Source organism: Alloyangia pacifica, from assembly GCF_020524285.1.
Lineage (GTDB): Bacteria > Pseudomonadota > Alphaproteobacteria > Rhodobacterales > Rhodobacteraceae > Salipiger > Salipiger pacificus_B.
This window is the reverse complement of record NZ_JAIVKX010000006.1, coordinates 69784-86207: the sequence shown is the minus strand read 5'-3', so window position 1 is coordinate 86207 and position 16424 is coordinate 69784. Positions and strand designations below refer to the sequence as shown.

Genomic DNA, 16424 nt, shown 5'->3' with positions numbered 1-16424 from the left:
TATGAAAGACCTGAACATCACATCGCTGTCTCTCAAGGACGGGAGCCTGCTCGAGACCCGCGCCTACGTGAACGGCGCCTGGGTCGCCGGCGAGAAGACCTTCCCGGTGGAGAACCCCTCCACCGGCGAGATCATCGCGCATGTGGCGGACCTCTCGGCCGCTGATGTCACCACCGCCATCGACGCGGCCTATGCCGCCAAGAAGGCCTGGGCCGCGAAGTCGGGCAAGGAGCGCAGCGCGGTGCTGCGCAAGCTCTTCGACCTGCTGGTGGACAACGCAGACGATCTCGCGACCATCCTCACCGCCGAGATGGGCAAGCCCTGGGCGGAAGCGCGCGGCGAGATCCTCTACGGCGCCTCCTACGTCGAGTGGTTCGCGGAAGAAGCAAAGCGCGTCTACGGCGACATGATCCCCGGCGCCCAGTCGAGCACCCGCATGGTGATCGTCAAACAGCCGGTGGGCGTGGTGGGCGCGATCACCCCGTGGAACTTCCCGAGCGCCATGCTGGCGCGCAAGATGGCACCCGCTCTGGCAGTGGGCTGCACCATGGTGGCGCGCCCGTCGGAGTTCACCCCGCTCTCGGCGCTGGCGCTGGCGGTGCTGGCCGAGCGCGCGGGCCTGCCCGCAGGCGTTTTCAATGTACTGCCCGGCCTCGATGCCGCCGGCATGGGCCAGGAAATGTGCGCCAGCCCGAAGGTCGCCAAGCTGACCTTCACCGGCTCCACCCGCGTCGGCAAGCTGCTGATGAAACAGGGCGCGGACACGGTGAAGAAGCTCTCGTTGGAGCTTGGCGGCAACGCGCCCTTCATCGTCTTCGACGACGCCGATCTGGATGCGGCGGTCGAAGGCGTGATGCTGGCCAAGTTCCGCAACAACGGCCAGACCTGCGTCTGCGCCAACCGCATCTACGTACAGGCCGGGGTCTATGACGCCTTCGCCGAGAAGCTTGGCGCGGCGATGGGCAAGCTGACGCTGGGCGACGGATTCGCGGACGGCGTCAACACCGGTCCGCTGATCAACACCGCGGCGCTGGCGAAGGTCGAGGACCACATCGCCGACGCCCTGACCAAGGGCGCGCGCGTGGCGAAGGGCGGCGCCCGCGCCGATCTGGGCGGCACCTTCTTCGAGCCGACGCTGCTCACCGGCGTGACGCAGGAGATGAAGGTCGCCCGCGAGGAAACCTTCGGCCCGCTCGCCCCGCTGGTGCGGTTCGAGACCGAAGACGAGGCGATCGACTGGGCCAACGACAGCGAGTTCGGCCTTGCCGGTTACTTCTACACCCGCGACCTCGCGCGCGCCTGGCGCGTCGGAGAGGCGCTGGAGACCGGCATGGTGGGGATCAACACCGGCGTGATCTCGACCGAACTGGCCCCCTTCGGCGGGGTGAAGCAGTCCGGCATGGGCCGCGAAGGTTCGAAGTACGGCTGCGACGACTACCTCGAGATCAAGAACCTCTGCTTCGGCGGGCTGAGCTGAGACCTACTTGCAGAAACGACAAAGGGGGCCAAAAGGCCCCCTTTCTTCACTTCGGGAAACCCCGAAGGAGCAAGCGGAGACGCCTAGGTCAGCGCCTCAGCCGCGCTTCACGCCCGGCAGCGCGCAGAGCATCTCGAACAGGTAGTTCGCCGCGATGACTGCCGTGTTCCCCGCCGGATCGTAGGGCGGCGAGACCTCCACGAGATCGCAACCGACGAGGTTCAGCCCGGCGCAGCCGCGGATGATCTCGAGCCCCTGGATGGTCGTGAGGCCGCCGACCTCGACGGTGCCGGTGCCGGGCGCGAAGGCCGGGTCGAGGCTATCGATGTCGTAGCTCAGGTAGACCGGCGCATCGCCGATCTTGGCGCGAATTTCCTCCATCAGCGGCGTCAGCGACTTGTGCCAGCACTCCTCGGCGGGGATCACCGTCCAGCCCTTCTCGCGGCCCCAGTCGAAATCCTCGGGCGCGTAGCCCGATCCGCGCAACCCGATCTGGAACACCTTGTCGTTGAGCAGCAGCCCGTCCTCATGTGCACGCCGGAAGGGGCAGCCATGGGCGACGGTCTCGCCGAACATCTCCTCGTTGGTGTCGGAATGCGCGTCCACGTGGATCAGCGCCACCGGCCCGTGCTTTTCCGCCACCGCGCGCAGGATCGGCCAGGTCAGCGTGTGGTCCCCGCCCAGCGTCAGCGGCGTCGTGTCATGTGCGAGGATGCCCTTGTAGTGCTCGGTGATGATGTCGACCGACTTCTTCAGGTCGTAGAGGTTGATCGGCACGTCGCCGATATCCGCCACCTGCAGGCTGTCGAAGGGCGCGGCGCGGGTCGCCATGTTGTAGGGGCGGATCATCCGGCTCTCGTCGCGAATCTGGCGCGGGCCGAGGCGCGTGCCGGGACGGTTCGAGGTGCCGATATCCATCGGGATCCCAACGAAACAGGCATCGAGCCCTTCGGCCGTGGGCTGCGCGGGCAGCCGCATCATCGTTCCCGGGCCGCCGGTGCGCGGCATGACATTTCCACCAAGTGGTTGATTGAGTTCTGACATTCGAGCCTCGAAGTTCCTATCCAGCCCAGTCTTCCGCGCTTGCACGCTTCGAGGAAATAAGGAATTTCCGAAAATCACTTCGGGATAGCGCAAAGTGAGTCCACTCGCGGCCCCGCGCCGCGCACAGACGCTGCGTCAGGCGCAGCACGCGAGACAGGGCCCTCGGCTCGACCAACAAGCGGATCAACGCTGGCTCTTGAAGAACAAGGGCTTATCCTGTGCGCATATCCTATGCGCTCCGTGCACCGCGTTCTTCGGACAATCCCGAAGTGAATTCCGTTCTTTCGTGATGTTTCCGGAAGCGAGCTTGCAGTCTTCTGCCCTGAACTCTTCAAAAACGCGAAAACAGGGACCGAGACATGATGAAATCCTCCGCGCTCTCGCGCCGCACGCTTCTCAAGACCGCAAGCGCCCTGCCGCTGACCCTTGCCGCTCCCGCCGTGCTCCGCGCCGGCGGCGAGCCGCTGAAGGTCGGCGTCTACGGCGGCTACTTCCAGGACAGCTTCGACAGCTTCGTCTACCCCGAGTTCACCAAGGCCACGGGCATCGAAATCGAAAGCATCGCCGTACCCACCGGCGAGGCCTGGCTGATCCAGCTTCAGCAGGCGGCCCGTGCCAAGCGCGCTCCGGCGGACGTGTCGATGATGGCCACCGTCAGCATCATGCGTGGCATGCGCACCGGTCTCTGGGCGCCGCTCGACGAGACGGCGATGCCCAACGTGTCGAACATCCTGCCGACGCTGATCAACCGCTACGACGACGACGGCCTCGCGGCGGTCGGCGCGGTGTCCTGGTACGTGACCGTGGCCACCAACACCGATGTCTTCCCCCAGCCGATCGAGAGCTGGGCGGAGCTCTGGGAGCCGAAGTACGAAGACAGCCTCGGGCTGCTGGCGCTGGTGTCGAACTCCTACCTGCTGGAGATCACCGCCAAGACCTTCTTCGGCGGCACGGATTACCTGTCGAGCGACGAGACCATCCGCGAAGTGCTGGCCAAGGTCGCCGAGCTGAAGCCGAACACCCGCCTGTGGTACCGCGACGAGGCGCAGTTCGAGCAGGCGCTGAAGTCGGGCGAGATCCCGATCGGCCAGTACTACCACGACGTCACCGGCCTCGCCGCCGCCGACGGCTTCCCGGTTCGCTCCAACTTCCCGAAAGAGGGCGGCCTGCGCGAGAGCGGCAACTGGGGCGTGGCGCGCGTGTCCGACAAGATCGACCAGGCGCAGGTCTTCATCGACTACATGTCGCAGCCCTCGGTTCAGGCGATGCTGGCGCGCAACCTCGGCACCGCGCCGAACGTGGCACGCGAGAGCATGGATCTGACCGACGAGGAGTTCGCCGCCGTGTCCTCGGACATCGAGCCGGTGATCCCGCGCTACGACCTGCACTTCGAACGCACCGACTGGCTGAACCAGATCTGGGCCGAGATGCTCCAGGCCTGATCGCCGCACCAAATTTCAACCAAACAGGAGACGGCCGGGGGCGCTTGCACCCGGCCGCAGGGAAGACGCACGCATGTCAGGTCTCATCGTCGAAAACGTCGACAAGTTCTACGGCTCCGTCCAGGCGCTCAGTGACATCTCGCTCATCGTGGACAACGGGCAGTTCGTCTGTCTGCTCGGCCCCTCGGGCTGCGGCAAGACCAGCCTTCTGCGCATCGTCGCGGGGCTCGAGGATCCCAGCGCCGGGCGGATCGTTCTGGACGGCGCGGACATCACCTCGAAACCTGCGCACAAGCGCGATTTCGGCATGGTGTTCCAGTCGCTTGCGCTCTTCCCGCACCTTTCCGTGGGCGACAATATCGCCTACCCGCTCGCCATCCGCGGCGTGCCGAAGGACAAGCGCCGCGCCGAGGTCGAGCGGCTGCTCGATCTGGTGCACCTGCCCGGCAAAGCCGACCGCGCCATCACCCAGCTCTCCGGCGGCCAGCGCCAGCGCGTCGCCATCGCCCGCGCGCTGATCATGCAGCCCAAGCTTTTCCTGCTCGACGAGCCGATGTCGGCGCTCGACGCCAAGCTGCGCGAGACCATGCAGGTCGAGGTGAAGCGCCTTCAGCGCGACCTCGGCGTCACTTCGCTGCTTGTGACCCATGACCAGCGCGAGGCGATGACCACCGCCGACCTCGTGGTGGTCATGTCCGAGGGCAAGATCCAGCAGGTCGCCCCGCCGATCGAGATCTACCGCAATCCCGCCAACGCCTTCGTCGCCGATTTCATCGGCATCACCAACCTGATCCCCGGCCGGATCGAGGGCGGCCGCTTCGAGGGTCCGGGCGGCGCGCTGACGCTGCCGGGGGCGAAGCCCGGCAATGCCACCCTGTCGATCCGCCCCGAGGACATCGCGCTTGCCCCGCAGGCGGGCGCAGACACGCTGAGCGGCACGGTGACCTTCGTGCGCCACCTCGGCGCCACCACCGAAATCAGCGTCGACACCGGCAACGCCGATGAAAAAGACCTGACCGTCAGCCTGCCGGGCCGCACCCATTGCCCGCTCGAGGTCGGCGACACGGCGCATCTGTCGGTCGATCCCGCATCCGTCGTCGTTCTGGGCTGAGCCATGATCCAGTCCCGTCCCCGCACCCCGCTGGGCTACCTGCCCATCCTGCTGCCGGCCTTTGCGCTCATCGCCTTCTACATCGTGCCCTTCGGCTCGATGGTCGGCATGTCGTTCTTCCACAACCTCGGCGGCGGCGCCTACGAGGAGGTCTTCACGCTCGAGAACTACGCGCGGCTGGTCTCGCCCTTCTTCCTAAGCGTGCTCGGCACCTCTTTCGAGGTCGCCTTCCTCGTCGCGCTCTTCGCCATCGTGATCGGCTTTCCCTTCACCTACCTGCTGGTCAACGCGCGCCGCGGCACGCAGGTGTTCTGGCTGATCGTCATGCTCTCGGTGCTGTCGCTGTCGGAGGCGATCATCGGCTTCGCCTGGTCGACGCTGCTGTCGCGCACCGCCGGGATCGGCGTTCTGTTCGAGGCGCTCGGCCTGACCGAGAAAGCGCAGAGCTACGCCCCCTCGCTCGGCGCGGTCCTGGCCGGCGTCACCTACATCGCCATGCCCTACGCGGTGCTGCTGCTCTACCCGATCCTGAGCCGCATCGAGCCCGACATCGAGCAGGCCTCGCGCACCTTGGGCGCCTCGCCGCTGCGGGCCTTCTTCAACGTGATCGTGCCGATGCACCGCACGCCCATCGTCGTCAGCTTCGTGATGATCTTCGTCTTCACGCTGGGCTCCTACCTGCTGCCGCAGATCCTCGGGCGGCCGACCAACTGGACGCTCTCGGTGGTGATCTCGGACCAGGCGCTGCTGCAGTCCAACATGCCCTTCGCCGCGGCGCTGTCGATCTTCCTGATGACCGTGACCATCCTGCTGGTGCTGCTGGTCACCCTGATCAACCGGAAAGGCGCCAAGGCATGAAACTCGGCAAGATCCTCTCCACCCTCTTCTTCTGGATCGTCGGCATCGTCACCATCGCCCCCTTCGTGGTGATCGCCGGGGTCTCGGTCAACGAGCGCAAGTCGCTGACCTTCCCGCCCGAGGGGTTCAATCTCGGCTGGTACGGCGATCTCTTCCTCGACGCCGAATGGCGCGAGCCGCTGATGACCTCGCTGACCATCGCGATCTGCGCCTCACTGCTGGCGGTGCTCATCGCCTTCCCCGTGGCCTGGTTCAACTGGCGCTACCGCACCGGCTTCGGCAAGCTGGTGGCCGGGCTCGGCGCCATGCCCTTCCTGCTGCCGCCGGTGATCACCGCGATGGGCTTCCTGACCTTCTTCATCATCCTCGGCTACTACGGCGAGTTCTGGACCGTGGTCGTGGCGCATGCGATCTTCCTCGTCACCCTGCCGCTGGTCTCGCTCTCGCTGGGTTTCGAGGACATCGACACAAGCCTCGTCGAAGCCTCGCGCTCGATGGGCGCCTCGGAAACGACCGTGCTGCGCACCGTGGTGCTGCCGATGATCCGCCCCTACGTGATCTCGGGCTTCTGCTTCGTCTTCGTGATCTCGCTCAACGAGTACATCATCGCGGTAATGACCGTGGGCGCGGTGTTTGAAACCCTGCCGATGAAGATCTTCAACGCCCTGCGCTACGGCTACACGCCGGTCATGGCCGCCGCCTCGGTGGTGTTCGTGGCCAGCACCGTGCTGATCTTCTCCCTCGTCGCGGCCTTCAGCGACCTGCCGAAACTTCTCGGAGCCAGAAGCAAATGACCCTGACCCAAAAGGCACTCGCCCACGCCACGCTCTACCCGCTGTGGCTCGACAACCCCGCCGCGCCGGAAACCTGCCCGCATCTCGTGGGCCCGCGCGAGGCGGACCTCTTGATCGTCGGCGGTGGCTTCACCGGCCTCTGGGCGGCGATCATCGCCAAGCAGCGCAACCCGCAGCGCGAGGTGGTGATCATCGAGGCCGGCAAGGTGGCGCATGGCGCCTCGGGCCGCCCCGGCGGCATCGTCTCGACCTCGGTGATGCACGGGCTGGTCAACGCCGAGCGGGTGTTCCCCAAGGACATCGAGATGCTGGAAAAGCTCGGCATCGACAATCTCGACAGCTGGCGCGAGACCATCGAGAGCTTCGGCATCGACGCCGACCTCGAGTGGGGCGGCGAGATGACCGTCGCCGTGCGCAAGGACGACCTGCCCGAGTTGCGCCGCGAGCATCAGCTGCACATGGGTCACGGCCATGACGTCGCCTGGCTCGACAAGGCGCAGGTGCAGGCCGAGGTCGCCTCGCCGCTCTTCGAGGCGGGCATCTGGTCGAAGGAGCGCACCGGCACCGTGCAGCCCGCCAAGCTCGCCTGGGGCCTCAAGGCCGCCGCGCTGAGCCTCGGCGTCACGATCTACGAGCACACGCCGATGGAAGAGGTCGAAGACCTCGGCTCCAAGCTGCGCATCCGCACCCATGACGGCGTGGTCACCGCGCCGAAGGTGCTCTTTGCCACCAACGCCTGGTGCGCCGGGCACAAGAAGATCAAGAACTACGTCGTCGCCATGCGCGACAGGGTGATCGCCACCGAGCCGCTGAGCGACGAGCAGCTGGCACGTATCGGCTGGACACACCGGCAGGGCATCTACGACACCCGCACCCAGCTCAACTACATGCGTCTGACCAAGGACAACCGCATCGTCTACGGCGGGCGCATCGGCTACTACTACGGCGACAAGACCGACCCTGAGGGCGATCGCAGGATCGAGGTCTACGACCGGCTCGCGGGTTACTTCTTCAAGACCTTCCCGCAGCTCGAGGACGTGAAGTTCTCGCACGCCTGGTCCGGTCCGATCGACCTCACCACCCGGCTCGCCGTGCACTTCCAGCCCTATTACGGCGGCAAGGGCGTCTACGCGGGCGGCTACTCGGGCTTCGGAGTCACCGCCTCGCGCTTCGGCGCGCGGCTGGGTATCGAGATGCTCGACGACACCGGCGTGCCCGAACTGGACCTCGGCCTCGCCAACTCCCTGCCCCGCCCGATCCCGCGCGAGCCGTTCCGCTGGCCCGGCGCGGCGATCACGATGCGCGCGCTCGACGAGGTGGATGACAAGGGTGGCTGGCGCCGCGCCTGGGTGAAGATGGTGCATGCGATGGGGTTCCCGCTGTGAGCGTTGCCGAGATGATCGAGACCCGCACCGACGCCGTCTTCCTCAACGGCCACTTCCGCCCCGGCAGGGGTGCGCCGCGCGAAGCGGTGAACCCGGCGACGGGCGAAGCCTTTGCCCGCGTCGCCACCGCCACGCCGGACGATGTGACCGCCGCTGCCGAGAGCGCCGAAAGAGCCTTCGGCTCGTGGCGCCGCCAACCCGTCGCCGAGCGCGCCCGCTACCTGCGCGGCTTCGCCAACGGGCTGGAAGCGCGGCAAGAGGCACTCATTGCCCTCCAGATGCGCAACAACGGCAAGCCGCGCATTGAGGCCGAGATCGACCTCGGCGATGCCGTCGCCTGCTTCCGCTACTACGCGGATCTCATCGAGACCGGTGCCCTCGACCGGGGCCGCGTGATGCTACCCGACCACGGCTTCGCGGGACGGCAGGTGCTGGAGCCCTTTGGCCCCGCCGCGCTGATCGTGCCGTGGAACTTCCCGCTGGTCACCACCGCTTGGAAACTCGCCCCGGCACTGGCCGCGGGCTGCACCGCGCTGCTGAAGCCCTCGGAGTTCACCACGCTGGCCGAGCTGGTCTACGGCGAGATCGCGCAGGAGATTGGCCTGCCCGAGGGCGTGCTGTCGATCCTGCCCGGAGAGGGCGCTATCGGCGCCGCGATGCTGGACGCGCCGCAGATCCGCAAAGTGTCGTTCACCGGATCCAACGCCACCGGCACCCGGATCATGGGCGCGGCGGCACGGCGCCTGCTGCCGGTCTCGCTGGAGCTCGGCGGCAAGTCCCCCATCGTGGTGCTCTCGGATGCCGACATCGAGACGGCGGCGGAGCTGGTCTGCGGCGGCATCTTCTTCAACGCGGGGCAGATCTGCTCGGCCACCTCGCGGCTGATCGTCGACGAGGCCATCGCCGACGACCTGATCTCCGCCCTGCGCGCACGCATCCGCAAGATGGCGGTGGGCGATCCGCGCGGCGAGATCGACATGGGCCCGCTCACCACCATGGCACAGCGCGACAAGGTGCTGGGCTACCTGCTCACGGCGCGCTCCGAGGGGCTGGACTGCCTCTGCGGCGGCACCGGCGCGGTCGGCCCCGGCTTCTTCATCGAGCCCACGGTCTATCTCGACGTGCCCGAGACCAGCGCGCTCTGGCGCGAGGAGGTCTTCGGCCCTGTCCTCTCCGTCCGCCGGGTCACGGGCGACGAGGCCGCCATCGCACTCGCGAATGCCACCGATTACGGGCTGGCGGCGACCGTGGTGGGCAATGACCCCGTCCGTGCGAATGCCGTGGCCGACCGGATCGACGCGGGCCACGTCTGGGTCAACACGCCGCAGATCATCTTCCCCGAGACCTCCTGGGGCGGCTTCAAGGCCAGCGGCATCGGGCGCGAGCTCGGCTTCGGCGGGCTGCAGGGCTACGCCGCGCTCAAGCACATCACCACCCCGGCGTAAGCCGGACCTCAAAGGATGACCGCCATGACCAAACTCATCCGCCTTGCCCCAGAGGGCAGCAAGGGACTCGCGCCCTGCGCCGTCGTGCCCACCGAAGCGCTCCTGCCCGGCTCTGAACAACCCGTCGAGCGCGGCGCCGTCGAGCTGTCGGACGGCGAGACCACCGGCGGCATCTGGGAGGCCACGCCCTACGCCGAGCGTTTCGACAATTACCCGTACCACGAGATGGCGCATGTGATCTCGGGCCGCGTGATCATCACCCCCGAGGGCGGGGAGGCGCAGAACTTCGGTCCCGGCGAGACCTACCTGATGGAGAAGGGCTTCACCGGCACCTTCGAAGTCACCGAGACGCTACGCAAGTTCTACTTCGTCGCGGCCTGATCGCGACACCAAAGACCGGAGGAGAGACTTCATGACACCGAGTGCCGACACGATCTTTCACAATGCCGCCGTTCTGACCATGGATCCCGCGCGCCCCAGCGCGACGGCCCTGGCGATCGAGGGCGGGACGATCGTGGCCGTCGGGACGGATGATGAGGTCCTGGCCCTGAAGGGCCCCTCCACCAAGTTGATCGACGCCAGGGGCCGCACGCTGATGCCCGGCCTCAACGAAAGCCACATCCACCTCTTCGTCGGCGCCGTGGAGCTCTCGCAGCTCTCGCTCTTCGAGCAGTCGGGCTTCGAGACCATCAAGGGCCTGATCCGCACCTATGCTGCCGAGAACCCCGAGTTGCCCATCGTGCTCTGCGGCAGCGCCGATTACACCATCCTCGGCGAGGACCGCAGCCTCGACCGCCATGTGCTGGATCAGATCCTGCCCGACCGCCCGCTGGCGCTGATGTCGCCCGACCATCACACGGTCTGGGCCAACACCGCCGCGCTGGAACAGGCCGGGCTGCTGAACGGGCGCGTGCTGTCGGCCGGCAACGCGGTGGTCATGGGCGACGACGGGCGCGCCACCGGCGAGCTGCAGGAGGCCGAGGCCTTCGGCCCGATCTACGAGCTGACCGCCAGCGGCGGGCGCGACAAGCTGGGCATGGTGTCGGGCCTCGATCCCGCAACCCCGCCCTCGCCCGAGGAGCGCGCCGCCGACAAGGACGTGCTGGAGCGCGGCCTACGGCACCTCGCCTCCTACGGGATCACCAGTTTCCAGAACATGGACGGCAACCGCTACACGCTCGCGCTGCTGGCCGAGTTGGAGCGCGAGGGCCGACTGCTCTGCCGCGGCCGCGTGCCGGCGCGCTACATCTCGGGCAGCGTCGAGGAGGCGCTCGACCGGGCCGAGGAGATGCGCGACGCCTGCGACACCCCGATGCTGACCTCCGGCGCGGTGAAATTCTTCATCGACGGCGTGCTCGACAGCTACACCGCGGTGATGAGCGCGCCTTACGAGGGCCGCCCTGACTGGTCCGGCGAACCGCGCTTCGAGCCCGAGTTCTTCAAGTCCGTCTGCGCGCAGGCCGACGCCCGCGGTCTGCAGATCGCCGTGCACTCCATCGGCGATCGCGCGACACAGATCGTGCTCGACGCCTTCGCCGAGGCGCGCGCCCAGAACGGCGCGCGCGACAGCCGCCACCGCATCGAGCATCTCGAGGTGGTGCGCGAGGAGGACTTCGCCCGGCTGAAGGATCTGGGCGTCACCGCCTCGATGCAGCCGCCGCACCCGCCGGGGCAATGCGGCCTGCCCTTCGAGCCGACGATCACCCGCATCGGCAAGACCAACTGGCCGCGCGCCTATGCCTGGCGGCGGATGCGCGACGAGGGTATCCCGTTGATCCTCTCGTCCGACTGGCCGGTCTCCTCGGTCGATCCCTGGGCGTCGATCCATTCGGCGATGACCCGCCAGCCCTGGCACGAGAGCCAGCCCGACAACCGGCAAACGCTGGACGAGGCGCTGATGGCCTACACGACCACCGCCGCCTACGCCGAGTTCGCCGAAGGCAACAAGGGCATGCTGCGCGAGGGGTACCTAGCCGACGTCGTGCTGCTCGACCGGGACCTTTCCGCGACCGCGCCCGACGACATGGCCGAAGTCCGCGCGCTGCTCACCGTCTGCGACGGGCGGATCACCCATCAGGACGCCGCGCTCTGATCAAAGGGACGGGCCGCGACTGCCGGCCCGTCACCCCTTGGCCTTTGCCTGCGAAAGCCTCAAAATCGAGCGACACAATCCAAGGCCGGACCCATGGTGAAACGCGAGACCCCGAATGCCGCGCTCGGGCGGCGCGTCAACTTCTCCGTCGAGAGCATCGACATCCGGCTGATCCGGATCTTCATGACCGTGGTCGAGGCCGGCGGCATGACCGCCGCGCAGGGCGAGCTGAACCTGGCGCTGTCGACCGTCTCCGAGAAGATCTCCTCGCTGGAGAAACGCTTCGGCGTGCGCCTCTGCCACCGCGGCCGCACCGGCTTTGCCCTCACCGAGGCGGGCGAGCAGTTCTACCAGGAATGCGAGAAGCTGGTCTCGGCGCTCGACCAGTTCGGCCAGCGCACCATGGCGCTCGGCTCGCGTATGCCGCGCAATTTCACGCTCGGGTTGGTGGACAACATGATCTCCTACCCGAACAACGGCGTCTCGGGGGCCATTGCCGATTTCGCCGACCGCGCGCCGGAGGTGCATCTCAAGCTGGTCACGCTGAACCCTTCGGAGCTGCTGAGCGAGGTGCTGGCCCGCCGCGTCGACATGGTGGTGGGCAGTTTCCCGAAGGTGGCGCTGGGGCTCGACTATATCGACCTCTACGACGAGCAGCACAACTTCTACTGCGCCGAGGGGCATCCGCTCTTTGACGCGCCCGACAGCGAGATCGGCATCGAGACGGTCCGCGACCACCGCATCATCTCGCGCGGCTACTGGGGCGCGCGCGACACCCGCATCTTCGCCATCTCCGCGCCGCATGCCACGGTGGTCGACATGGAGGCCGAGGCGCATCTGATCCTCTCGGGGCGCTATCTCGGCTACCTGCCCGACCACATGGCGCAGAGCCTGTCGCACACGGTGCGGCTACGGGTGATCCGGCCCGACCTTTTCTCCTACAAGGCCCGCTTCCAGATCGCCCTGCGCCCGAACTGGGAGCGCCACCCGGCGACGAAACTGATGGTGGAGAGCCTGCGCGACAGGCTCGCCTGACGCGCCTCCGCTCAGCCGGCAGTGATCTCGATGGTGACGAGCCGCGCCGCATGGGGCGCCAGCACGTCGGGGTCCTGACCCTCTGCCAGTGCCGCGAGATCATGCCGCGCAAGTCCGACCGCGGGCAGATCCTCGAGCGCGAAGACAAGGCATGTGACGCCCGCGCCGCTGGCCTCGCGCGGCGCTCCACGGACAACCTCGGCCCGATACGGCGCGCGCACCATGACATTGAGATCGAGCAGCTCCGGCCCCAGCAGATCGCAGCCGCAGCCCACCTCGCCGCTGAAGGCAAAGGGGGCGTCCTGCGCGCCCAGTTCCTGCGCGGTGCCATCCGGGAAGCTCAGCACCATCGGCCCGCCTTCGATCACCGTCAGGTTCCGCATCACCCCGGGAAAGCTCGAGAACGGCCCCGACCGCGCGACCCAGGCCGTGCTGATCCGCCAATCGAAGGCATCGAAACCGGCGCCCTCGGGCACGCAGACGATCTCCGCCGTCTCGCCGCCGCCGTTCTTCCAGGGGGCAAAGCGGCGCCCTGCCGCCCGATGCACCTGCGCAAAGAGGCTCATGCCTGGATCTTCCGCAGCACCTCGGCAAAGCGCGGGGCGATCTCTTCGTCGCGCGCGTGACGGCCGTTCTCGACCACCGTCTTGCCGCGCACGGTGACATCGCGGATGGCCGTGTCGCCCATGGCAAAGATCCAGCGGTCGATCAGCGCATCGCCCTCGGCGGTGGCGAGGAAGGGGTGTTCATGATCCAGCGCCAGCCAGCTCGCCGGGGCGCCGACCTGAAGGCCCGCCTTGGCGATCCCCGCCGCCTGGTGCCCGCCCGCCAGCGCGCCGTCGAACAGACGGCGCCCGGTGGAACTGCCCTCGCCCGCCGCGAGGCAGTTTCGGGCACGGTCGCGCAGTCGCTGGCTGTACTCCAGAAGGCGCAGCTCCTCGGCCACCGAGGTCGCCACGTGGCTGTCGGTGCCGACGCCGAAGCGCCCGCCCTGGGCGAGGAAGTCGCGCGCCGCGAAGATGCCGTCGCCGAGGTTGGCCTCGGTCGCCGGGCAGAGCCCCGCCACCGCGCCGCTCTGCGCCATGCGCGTGACCTCGGTCTCGGTGAGATGGGTCGCGTGGATCAGGCACCAGCGGTCGTCCACCGGCATCTCGTCCAGCAGCCACTCGACCGGGCGGCGGCCGGACCATGCGATGCAGGCCTCAACCTCGCGCATCTGCTCGGCGACGTGAATGTGGATGGGGGCCCCCTCCGGCAGCGCGGCGAGCACGGCGCGCATCTGCTCCGGGGTGGCGGCGCGCAGCGAGTGGATGGCGCAGCCGGCAAGCTGGCCGTCCTCGGCGGCGCGAACGCGTACGGTCTCCATCAGCCGCAGGTAGCCGTCGACGTCATGCAGGAAGGGCCGCTGGCCCGCGACCGGCGGCACGCCGCCGAAGTCGGACTGCGCGTAGAACACCGGAAGCTGCGTGAGGCCAATGCCGCTCTGCCGCGCCGCCTCGAACTGGCGCAGCGAGGTCTCTGCCGGGTTGGCATAGGGCGTGCCGGTGCCGCTGTGGTGCTGGTAGTGGAACTCCACCAGGTGCCCGAAGCCGCCCTTCAGCAGCTCGATCTGCAGGTAGAGCGCGACGGTCTCGATGTCGTCCGGGGTCATACTGGCCACGCAGCGGTACATGCGGTCGCGCCAGGTCCAGAAGCTGTCGGCGCTGGGGCCCGCGACCTCGGCAAGACCTGCCATGGCGCGCTGGAAGGCATGCGAGTGCAGGTTGCTCAGCGTCGGCACCATGATTTCCACCCGGCGCATGCCGGGCGCGGCAGTGGCTCCGGCCTCGATGCTCTCGATGGTTCCTGCCGCATCGAAGCCGATCACCACATCCTGCGCCCAGCCCTCGGGCAACAGCGCCTGTCCGGCAAATACCTGTGAAGTCATGATCCCTCGCGCTATTTGTATAGACTTATATATGCCCCCAAGAGGCGCCCTCTGGCAAGTCCGCACGAGAGGTCTGTCGCCCCGTTTCGCGATGCCGCCTTCCCCAAAGGAAACGGACGTTAGGTCGCAGCCCCCCGGAGGGGCTGCGGGGTTCCCTCTTTCGCGCCGTTTCTCTAAGGGAGCGACCACGCAGCCCGTTCCCGGCCCGCCCGAGGACCCGCCTGCAGGCCCCAGCCGTCTCCACCTGACGCGACACATGCCGGTTTCCCGGCGCGCTGTCTTTTGGAGCATCGCCGCGGGCCGCTGTCGTGACCAGTTCAGGTGCCGCCGCAGAGGCCGCGCCGGGTGCCCATCCAGAACACAAACCGAAGGGAAGAGGTCGTCATGGCGCAGGCCGGAGAACAACGGGTGATACGGGATTCCGTGATCGTGGGGCTGGCGATGTTCGCCGTCTTCTTCGGCGCGGGCAACCTGATCTTCCCGCCGCAGATCGGCTTTCTGGCAGGCGATGGCTGGAGCGCGGCGCTGACCGGCCTGCTGATCACCGGCATGCTGCTGCCGGTGCTCTCGGTGGTCGTGCTCGGGCTGCGCGGCGGCACCGTCGAGCGGCTCTGCACCCCCATCGCACCGTGGTTCGGCGCGGCGCTTCTGGGGGTCACCATGCTCGGTCTCGCCTGGCTGATCGCCGTGCCGCGCACGGCCAGCGTCGCCTTCGAGACCGGCTTCCGGACGCTCGCCCCGGATCTCGATCCCGGCGTCGGCATCTGGCTCTTCTTGCCGGCGTTCTTCTTGGTCTCGACCTATTTCGCCCTCGACCGTTCGCGGGTGATCGACCGCATCGGACAGGTGCTGACACCGCTGCTGCTGTGCCTTCTGGGGATCATCGTGATCTGGTCGGTGCTCTCGCCGCTCGGGGCGCCCGTAGACACCGGAGAGGCGTCCCCCTTCCGGCTCGGGCTGCTGACCGGCTATCAGACCGGCGACGTCTTTGGCGGGATCATGTTCGGCATCATCTTCATCGAGGCGTTCCAGGCCCGCGGTTACACCCCCGGCCCACGCTACACGGCGGCGCTCTGGGGCATGGCTGGCGTGACCTTCCTCGGGCTCTTCTTCGTCTACGGCGGGCTTGAATACCTCGGTGCCACTGGCAGCGGCGTGCTGGCTCCGGACGTGCCGCAGGCGGGGCTCCTGACCGCGCTGGTCGGGCAGCTCGCCGGCAAGATCGGGGCGAACACGCTGGCCGTGGCGGTGCTGCTCGCCTGCCTGACCACGGCGGTCGGCGCGACGGCGGTGTTGGGCGAATACATCCAGAAATGGACGCGCGGCAGGGTCGGCTACAAGGCAGGTGTTCTGGCGGTCTCGCTCACGTCGCTGGTGCAGGCCTTCGGCGGCGTCGACTACATCGTGGCACTGGCCGAGCCGATCTTCCTGCTGCTCTACCCGGTGGGCATCGCCATCGTGATCCTCGGCCTGCTGCCGCGCAACCTGCTCAACGACGGCGTGTGGAAGGGTGCGACGGGCGTGGCGATCCTGATGGGGTTCTACGACCTCGTCGCGAGCCTCATTGCCAAGACGGGCGGTGCGGTGCCTCCACAGCTGCAGGCGCTGCACGAGGCGATCCCGCTGGCCTCGGCAGGTTTCGCATGGCTGATGCCCGCAATGATCGGTGGTCTGCTCGGGGGCCTGGTTTGGCGACTGTCCGGCAAGCCCGACGCCGGCTGGGCCGACGCGGAACCAGTGCCTGCCGAGTAGCAATCCCCTAGGCGGCCGAGCAGAGGGGTCGACCAGAAAGGCGGAGCACCGGGCCACCGGGC

Annotated in this window: 14 protein-coding genes; 11 read left to right on the top strand and 3 right to left on the bottom strand. The window is 67.8% G+C overall.

Features of this window, described 5'->3' with window-relative positions; genetic code table 11:
• Position 1 precedes the first annotated feature (1 nt).
• Positions 2 to 1477, top strand: a complete 1476-nt coding sequence (locus LC039_RS09895; RefSeq protein WP_226623707.1) for an NAD-dependent succinate-semialdehyde dehydrogenase — start codon at positions 2 to 4, stop codon at positions 1475 to 1477.
• A gap of 96 nt (positions 1478 to 1573) precedes the next feature.
• Here the strand turns inward: LC039_RS09895 and speB are convergent, their stop codons facing one another.
• Positions 1574 to 2521: an agmatinase gene (speB, locus tag LC039_RS09890; RefSeq protein WP_226623706.1), complete on the bottom strand. Its 948-nt coding sequence runs from the start codon at positions 2519 to 2521 to the stop codon at positions 1574 to 1576.
• A gap of 359 nt (positions 2522 to 2880) precedes the next feature.
• On the opposite strand from speB, the gene LC039_RS09885 reads away from it, so the two are divergent.
• The 9 genes from LC039_RS09885 (at position 2881) to LC039_RS09845 (ending at position 12683) form a co-directional block, all read left to right on the top strand.
• Entirely contained in the window at positions 2881 to 3963 is a 1083-nt protein-coding gene (locus LC039_RS09885) for an ABC transporter substrate-binding protein (RefSeq protein WP_226623705.1), read from the top strand.
• Between the two features lie 73 nt (positions 3964 to 4036).
• Complete coding sequence (locus LC039_RS09880; protein WP_226623704.1) at positions 4037 to 5074, top strand: ABC transporter ATP-binding protein; 1038 nt, start codon at positions 4037 to 4039, stop codon at positions 5072 to 5074.
• 3 nt (positions 5075 to 5077) lie between these two features.
• The gene (locus tag LC039_RS09875; RefSeq protein ID WP_092428521.1) at positions 5078 to 5932 is read left to right on the top strand and encodes an ABC transporter permease; all 855 of its coding nucleotides are present in this window, start codon (positions 5078 to 5080) and stop codon (positions 5930 to 5932) included.
• Positions 5929 to 6726: an ABC transporter permease gene (locus LC039_RS09870; protein ID WP_092428519.1), complete on the top strand. Its 798-nt coding sequence runs from the start codon at positions 5929 to 5931 to the stop codon at positions 6724 to 6726. Before LC039_RS09875 ends, LC039_RS09870 begins: the two co-directional genes overlap by 4 nt.
• The gene (locus LC039_RS09865; RefSeq protein WP_226623703.1) at positions 6723 to 8111 is read left to right on the top strand and encodes an NAD(P)/FAD-dependent oxidoreductase; all 1389 of its coding nucleotides are present in this window, start codon (positions 6723 to 6725) and stop codon (positions 8109 to 8111) included. Before LC039_RS09870 ends, LC039_RS09865 begins: the two co-directional genes overlap by 4 nt.
• Positions 8108 to 9556 (top strand): aldehyde dehydrogenase family protein, encoded by a 1449-nt coding sequence (locus tag LC039_RS09860; protein WP_226623702.1) that lies wholly within the window; start codon positions 8108 to 8110, stop codon positions 9554 to 9556. Before LC039_RS09865 ends, LC039_RS09860 begins: the two co-directional genes overlap by 4 nt.
• Before the next feature lie 24 nt (positions 9557 to 9580).
• Positions 9581 to 9937 (top strand): cupin domain-containing protein, encoded by a 357-nt coding sequence (locus tag LC039_RS09855; RefSeq protein WP_226623701.1) that lies wholly within the window; start codon positions 9581 to 9583, stop codon positions 9935 to 9937.
• Between the two features lie 31 nt (positions 9938 to 9968).
• Complete coding sequence (locus tag LC039_RS09850; protein WP_226623699.1) at positions 9969 to 11648, top strand: amidohydrolase; 1680 nt, start codon at positions 9969 to 9971, stop codon at positions 11646 to 11648.
• Positions 11649 to 11741: 93 nt separating this feature from the next.
• Positions 11742 to 12683: a LysR family transcriptional regulator gene (locus LC039_RS09845; RefSeq protein ID WP_226623697.1), complete on the top strand. Its 942-nt coding sequence runs from the start codon at positions 11742 to 11744 to the stop codon at positions 12681 to 12683.
• Between the two features lie 11 nt (positions 12684 to 12694).
• On the opposite strand, the gene LC039_RS09840 is transcribed toward LC039_RS09845, so the two are convergent.
• Complete coding sequence (locus tag LC039_RS09840; RefSeq protein ID WP_226623695.1) at positions 12695 to 13249, bottom strand: HutD family protein; 555 nt, start codon at positions 13247 to 13249, stop codon at positions 12695 to 12697.
• A complete protein-coding gene (gene hutF, locus LC039_RS09835; RefSeq protein WP_226623693.1) occupies positions 13246 to 14610 on the bottom strand; it encodes a formimidoylglutamate deiminase in 1365 nt (454 codons plus the stop codon). Before hutF ends, LC039_RS09840 begins: the two co-directional genes overlap by 4 nt.
• Before the next feature lie 408 nt (positions 14611 to 15018).
• Between hutF and brnQ the strand changes: the two genes are divergently transcribed.
• A complete protein-coding gene (brnQ, locus tag LC039_RS09830) occupies positions 15019 to 16362 on the top strand; it encodes a branched-chain amino acid transport system II carrier protein (protein WP_226623691.1) in 1344 nt (447 codons plus the stop codon).
• Positions 16363 to 16424 lie beyond the last annotated feature (62 nt).

Coding starts and splice junctions, on each gene's coding strand:
- LC039_RS09895 (WP_226623707.1), top strand. CDS start 2: ATGAAAGACCTGAACATCACATCGCTGTCTCTCAAGGACGGGAGCCTG.
- LC039_RS09885 (WP_226623705.1), top strand. CDS start 2,881: ATGATGAAATCCTCCGCGCTCTCGCGCCGCACGCTTCTCAAGACCGCA.
- LC039_RS09875 (WP_092428521.1), top strand. CDS start 5,078: ATGATCCAGTCCCGTCCCCGCACCCCGCTGGGCTACCTGCCCATCCTG.
- LC039_RS09850 (WP_226623699.1), top strand. CDS start 9,969: ATGACACCGAGTGCCGACACGATCTTTCACAATGCCGCCGTTCTGACC.
- LC039_RS09855 (WP_226623701.1), top strand. CDS start 9,581: ATGACCAAACTCATCCGCCTTGCCCCAGAGGGCAGCAAGGGACTCGCG.
- speB (WP_226623706.1), bottom strand. CDS start 2,521: ATGTCAGAACTCAATCAACCACTTGGTGGAAATGTCATGCCGCGCACC.
- hutF (WP_226623693.1), bottom strand. CDS start 14,610: ATGACTTCACAGGTATTTGCCGGACAGGCGCTGTTGCCCGAGGGCTGG.
- LC039_RS09880 (WP_226623704.1), top strand. CDS start 4,037: ATGTCAGGTCTCATCGTCGAAAACGTCGACAAGTTCTACGGCTCCGTC.
- LC039_RS09865 (WP_226623703.1), top strand. CDS start 6,723: ATGACCCTGACCCAAAAGGCACTCGCCCACGCCACGCTCTACCCGCTG.
- LC039_RS09845 (WP_226623697.1), top strand. CDS start 11,742: ATGGTGAAACGCGAGACCCCGAATGCCGCGCTCGGGCGGCGCGTCAAC.
- LC039_RS09840 (WP_226623695.1), bottom strand. CDS start 13,249: ATGAGCCTCTTTGCGCAGGTGCATCGGGCGGCAGGGCGCCGCTTTGCC.
- LC039_RS09870 (WP_092428519.1), top strand. CDS start 5,929: ATGAAACTCGGCAAGATCCTCTCCACCCTCTTCTTCTGGATCGTCGGC.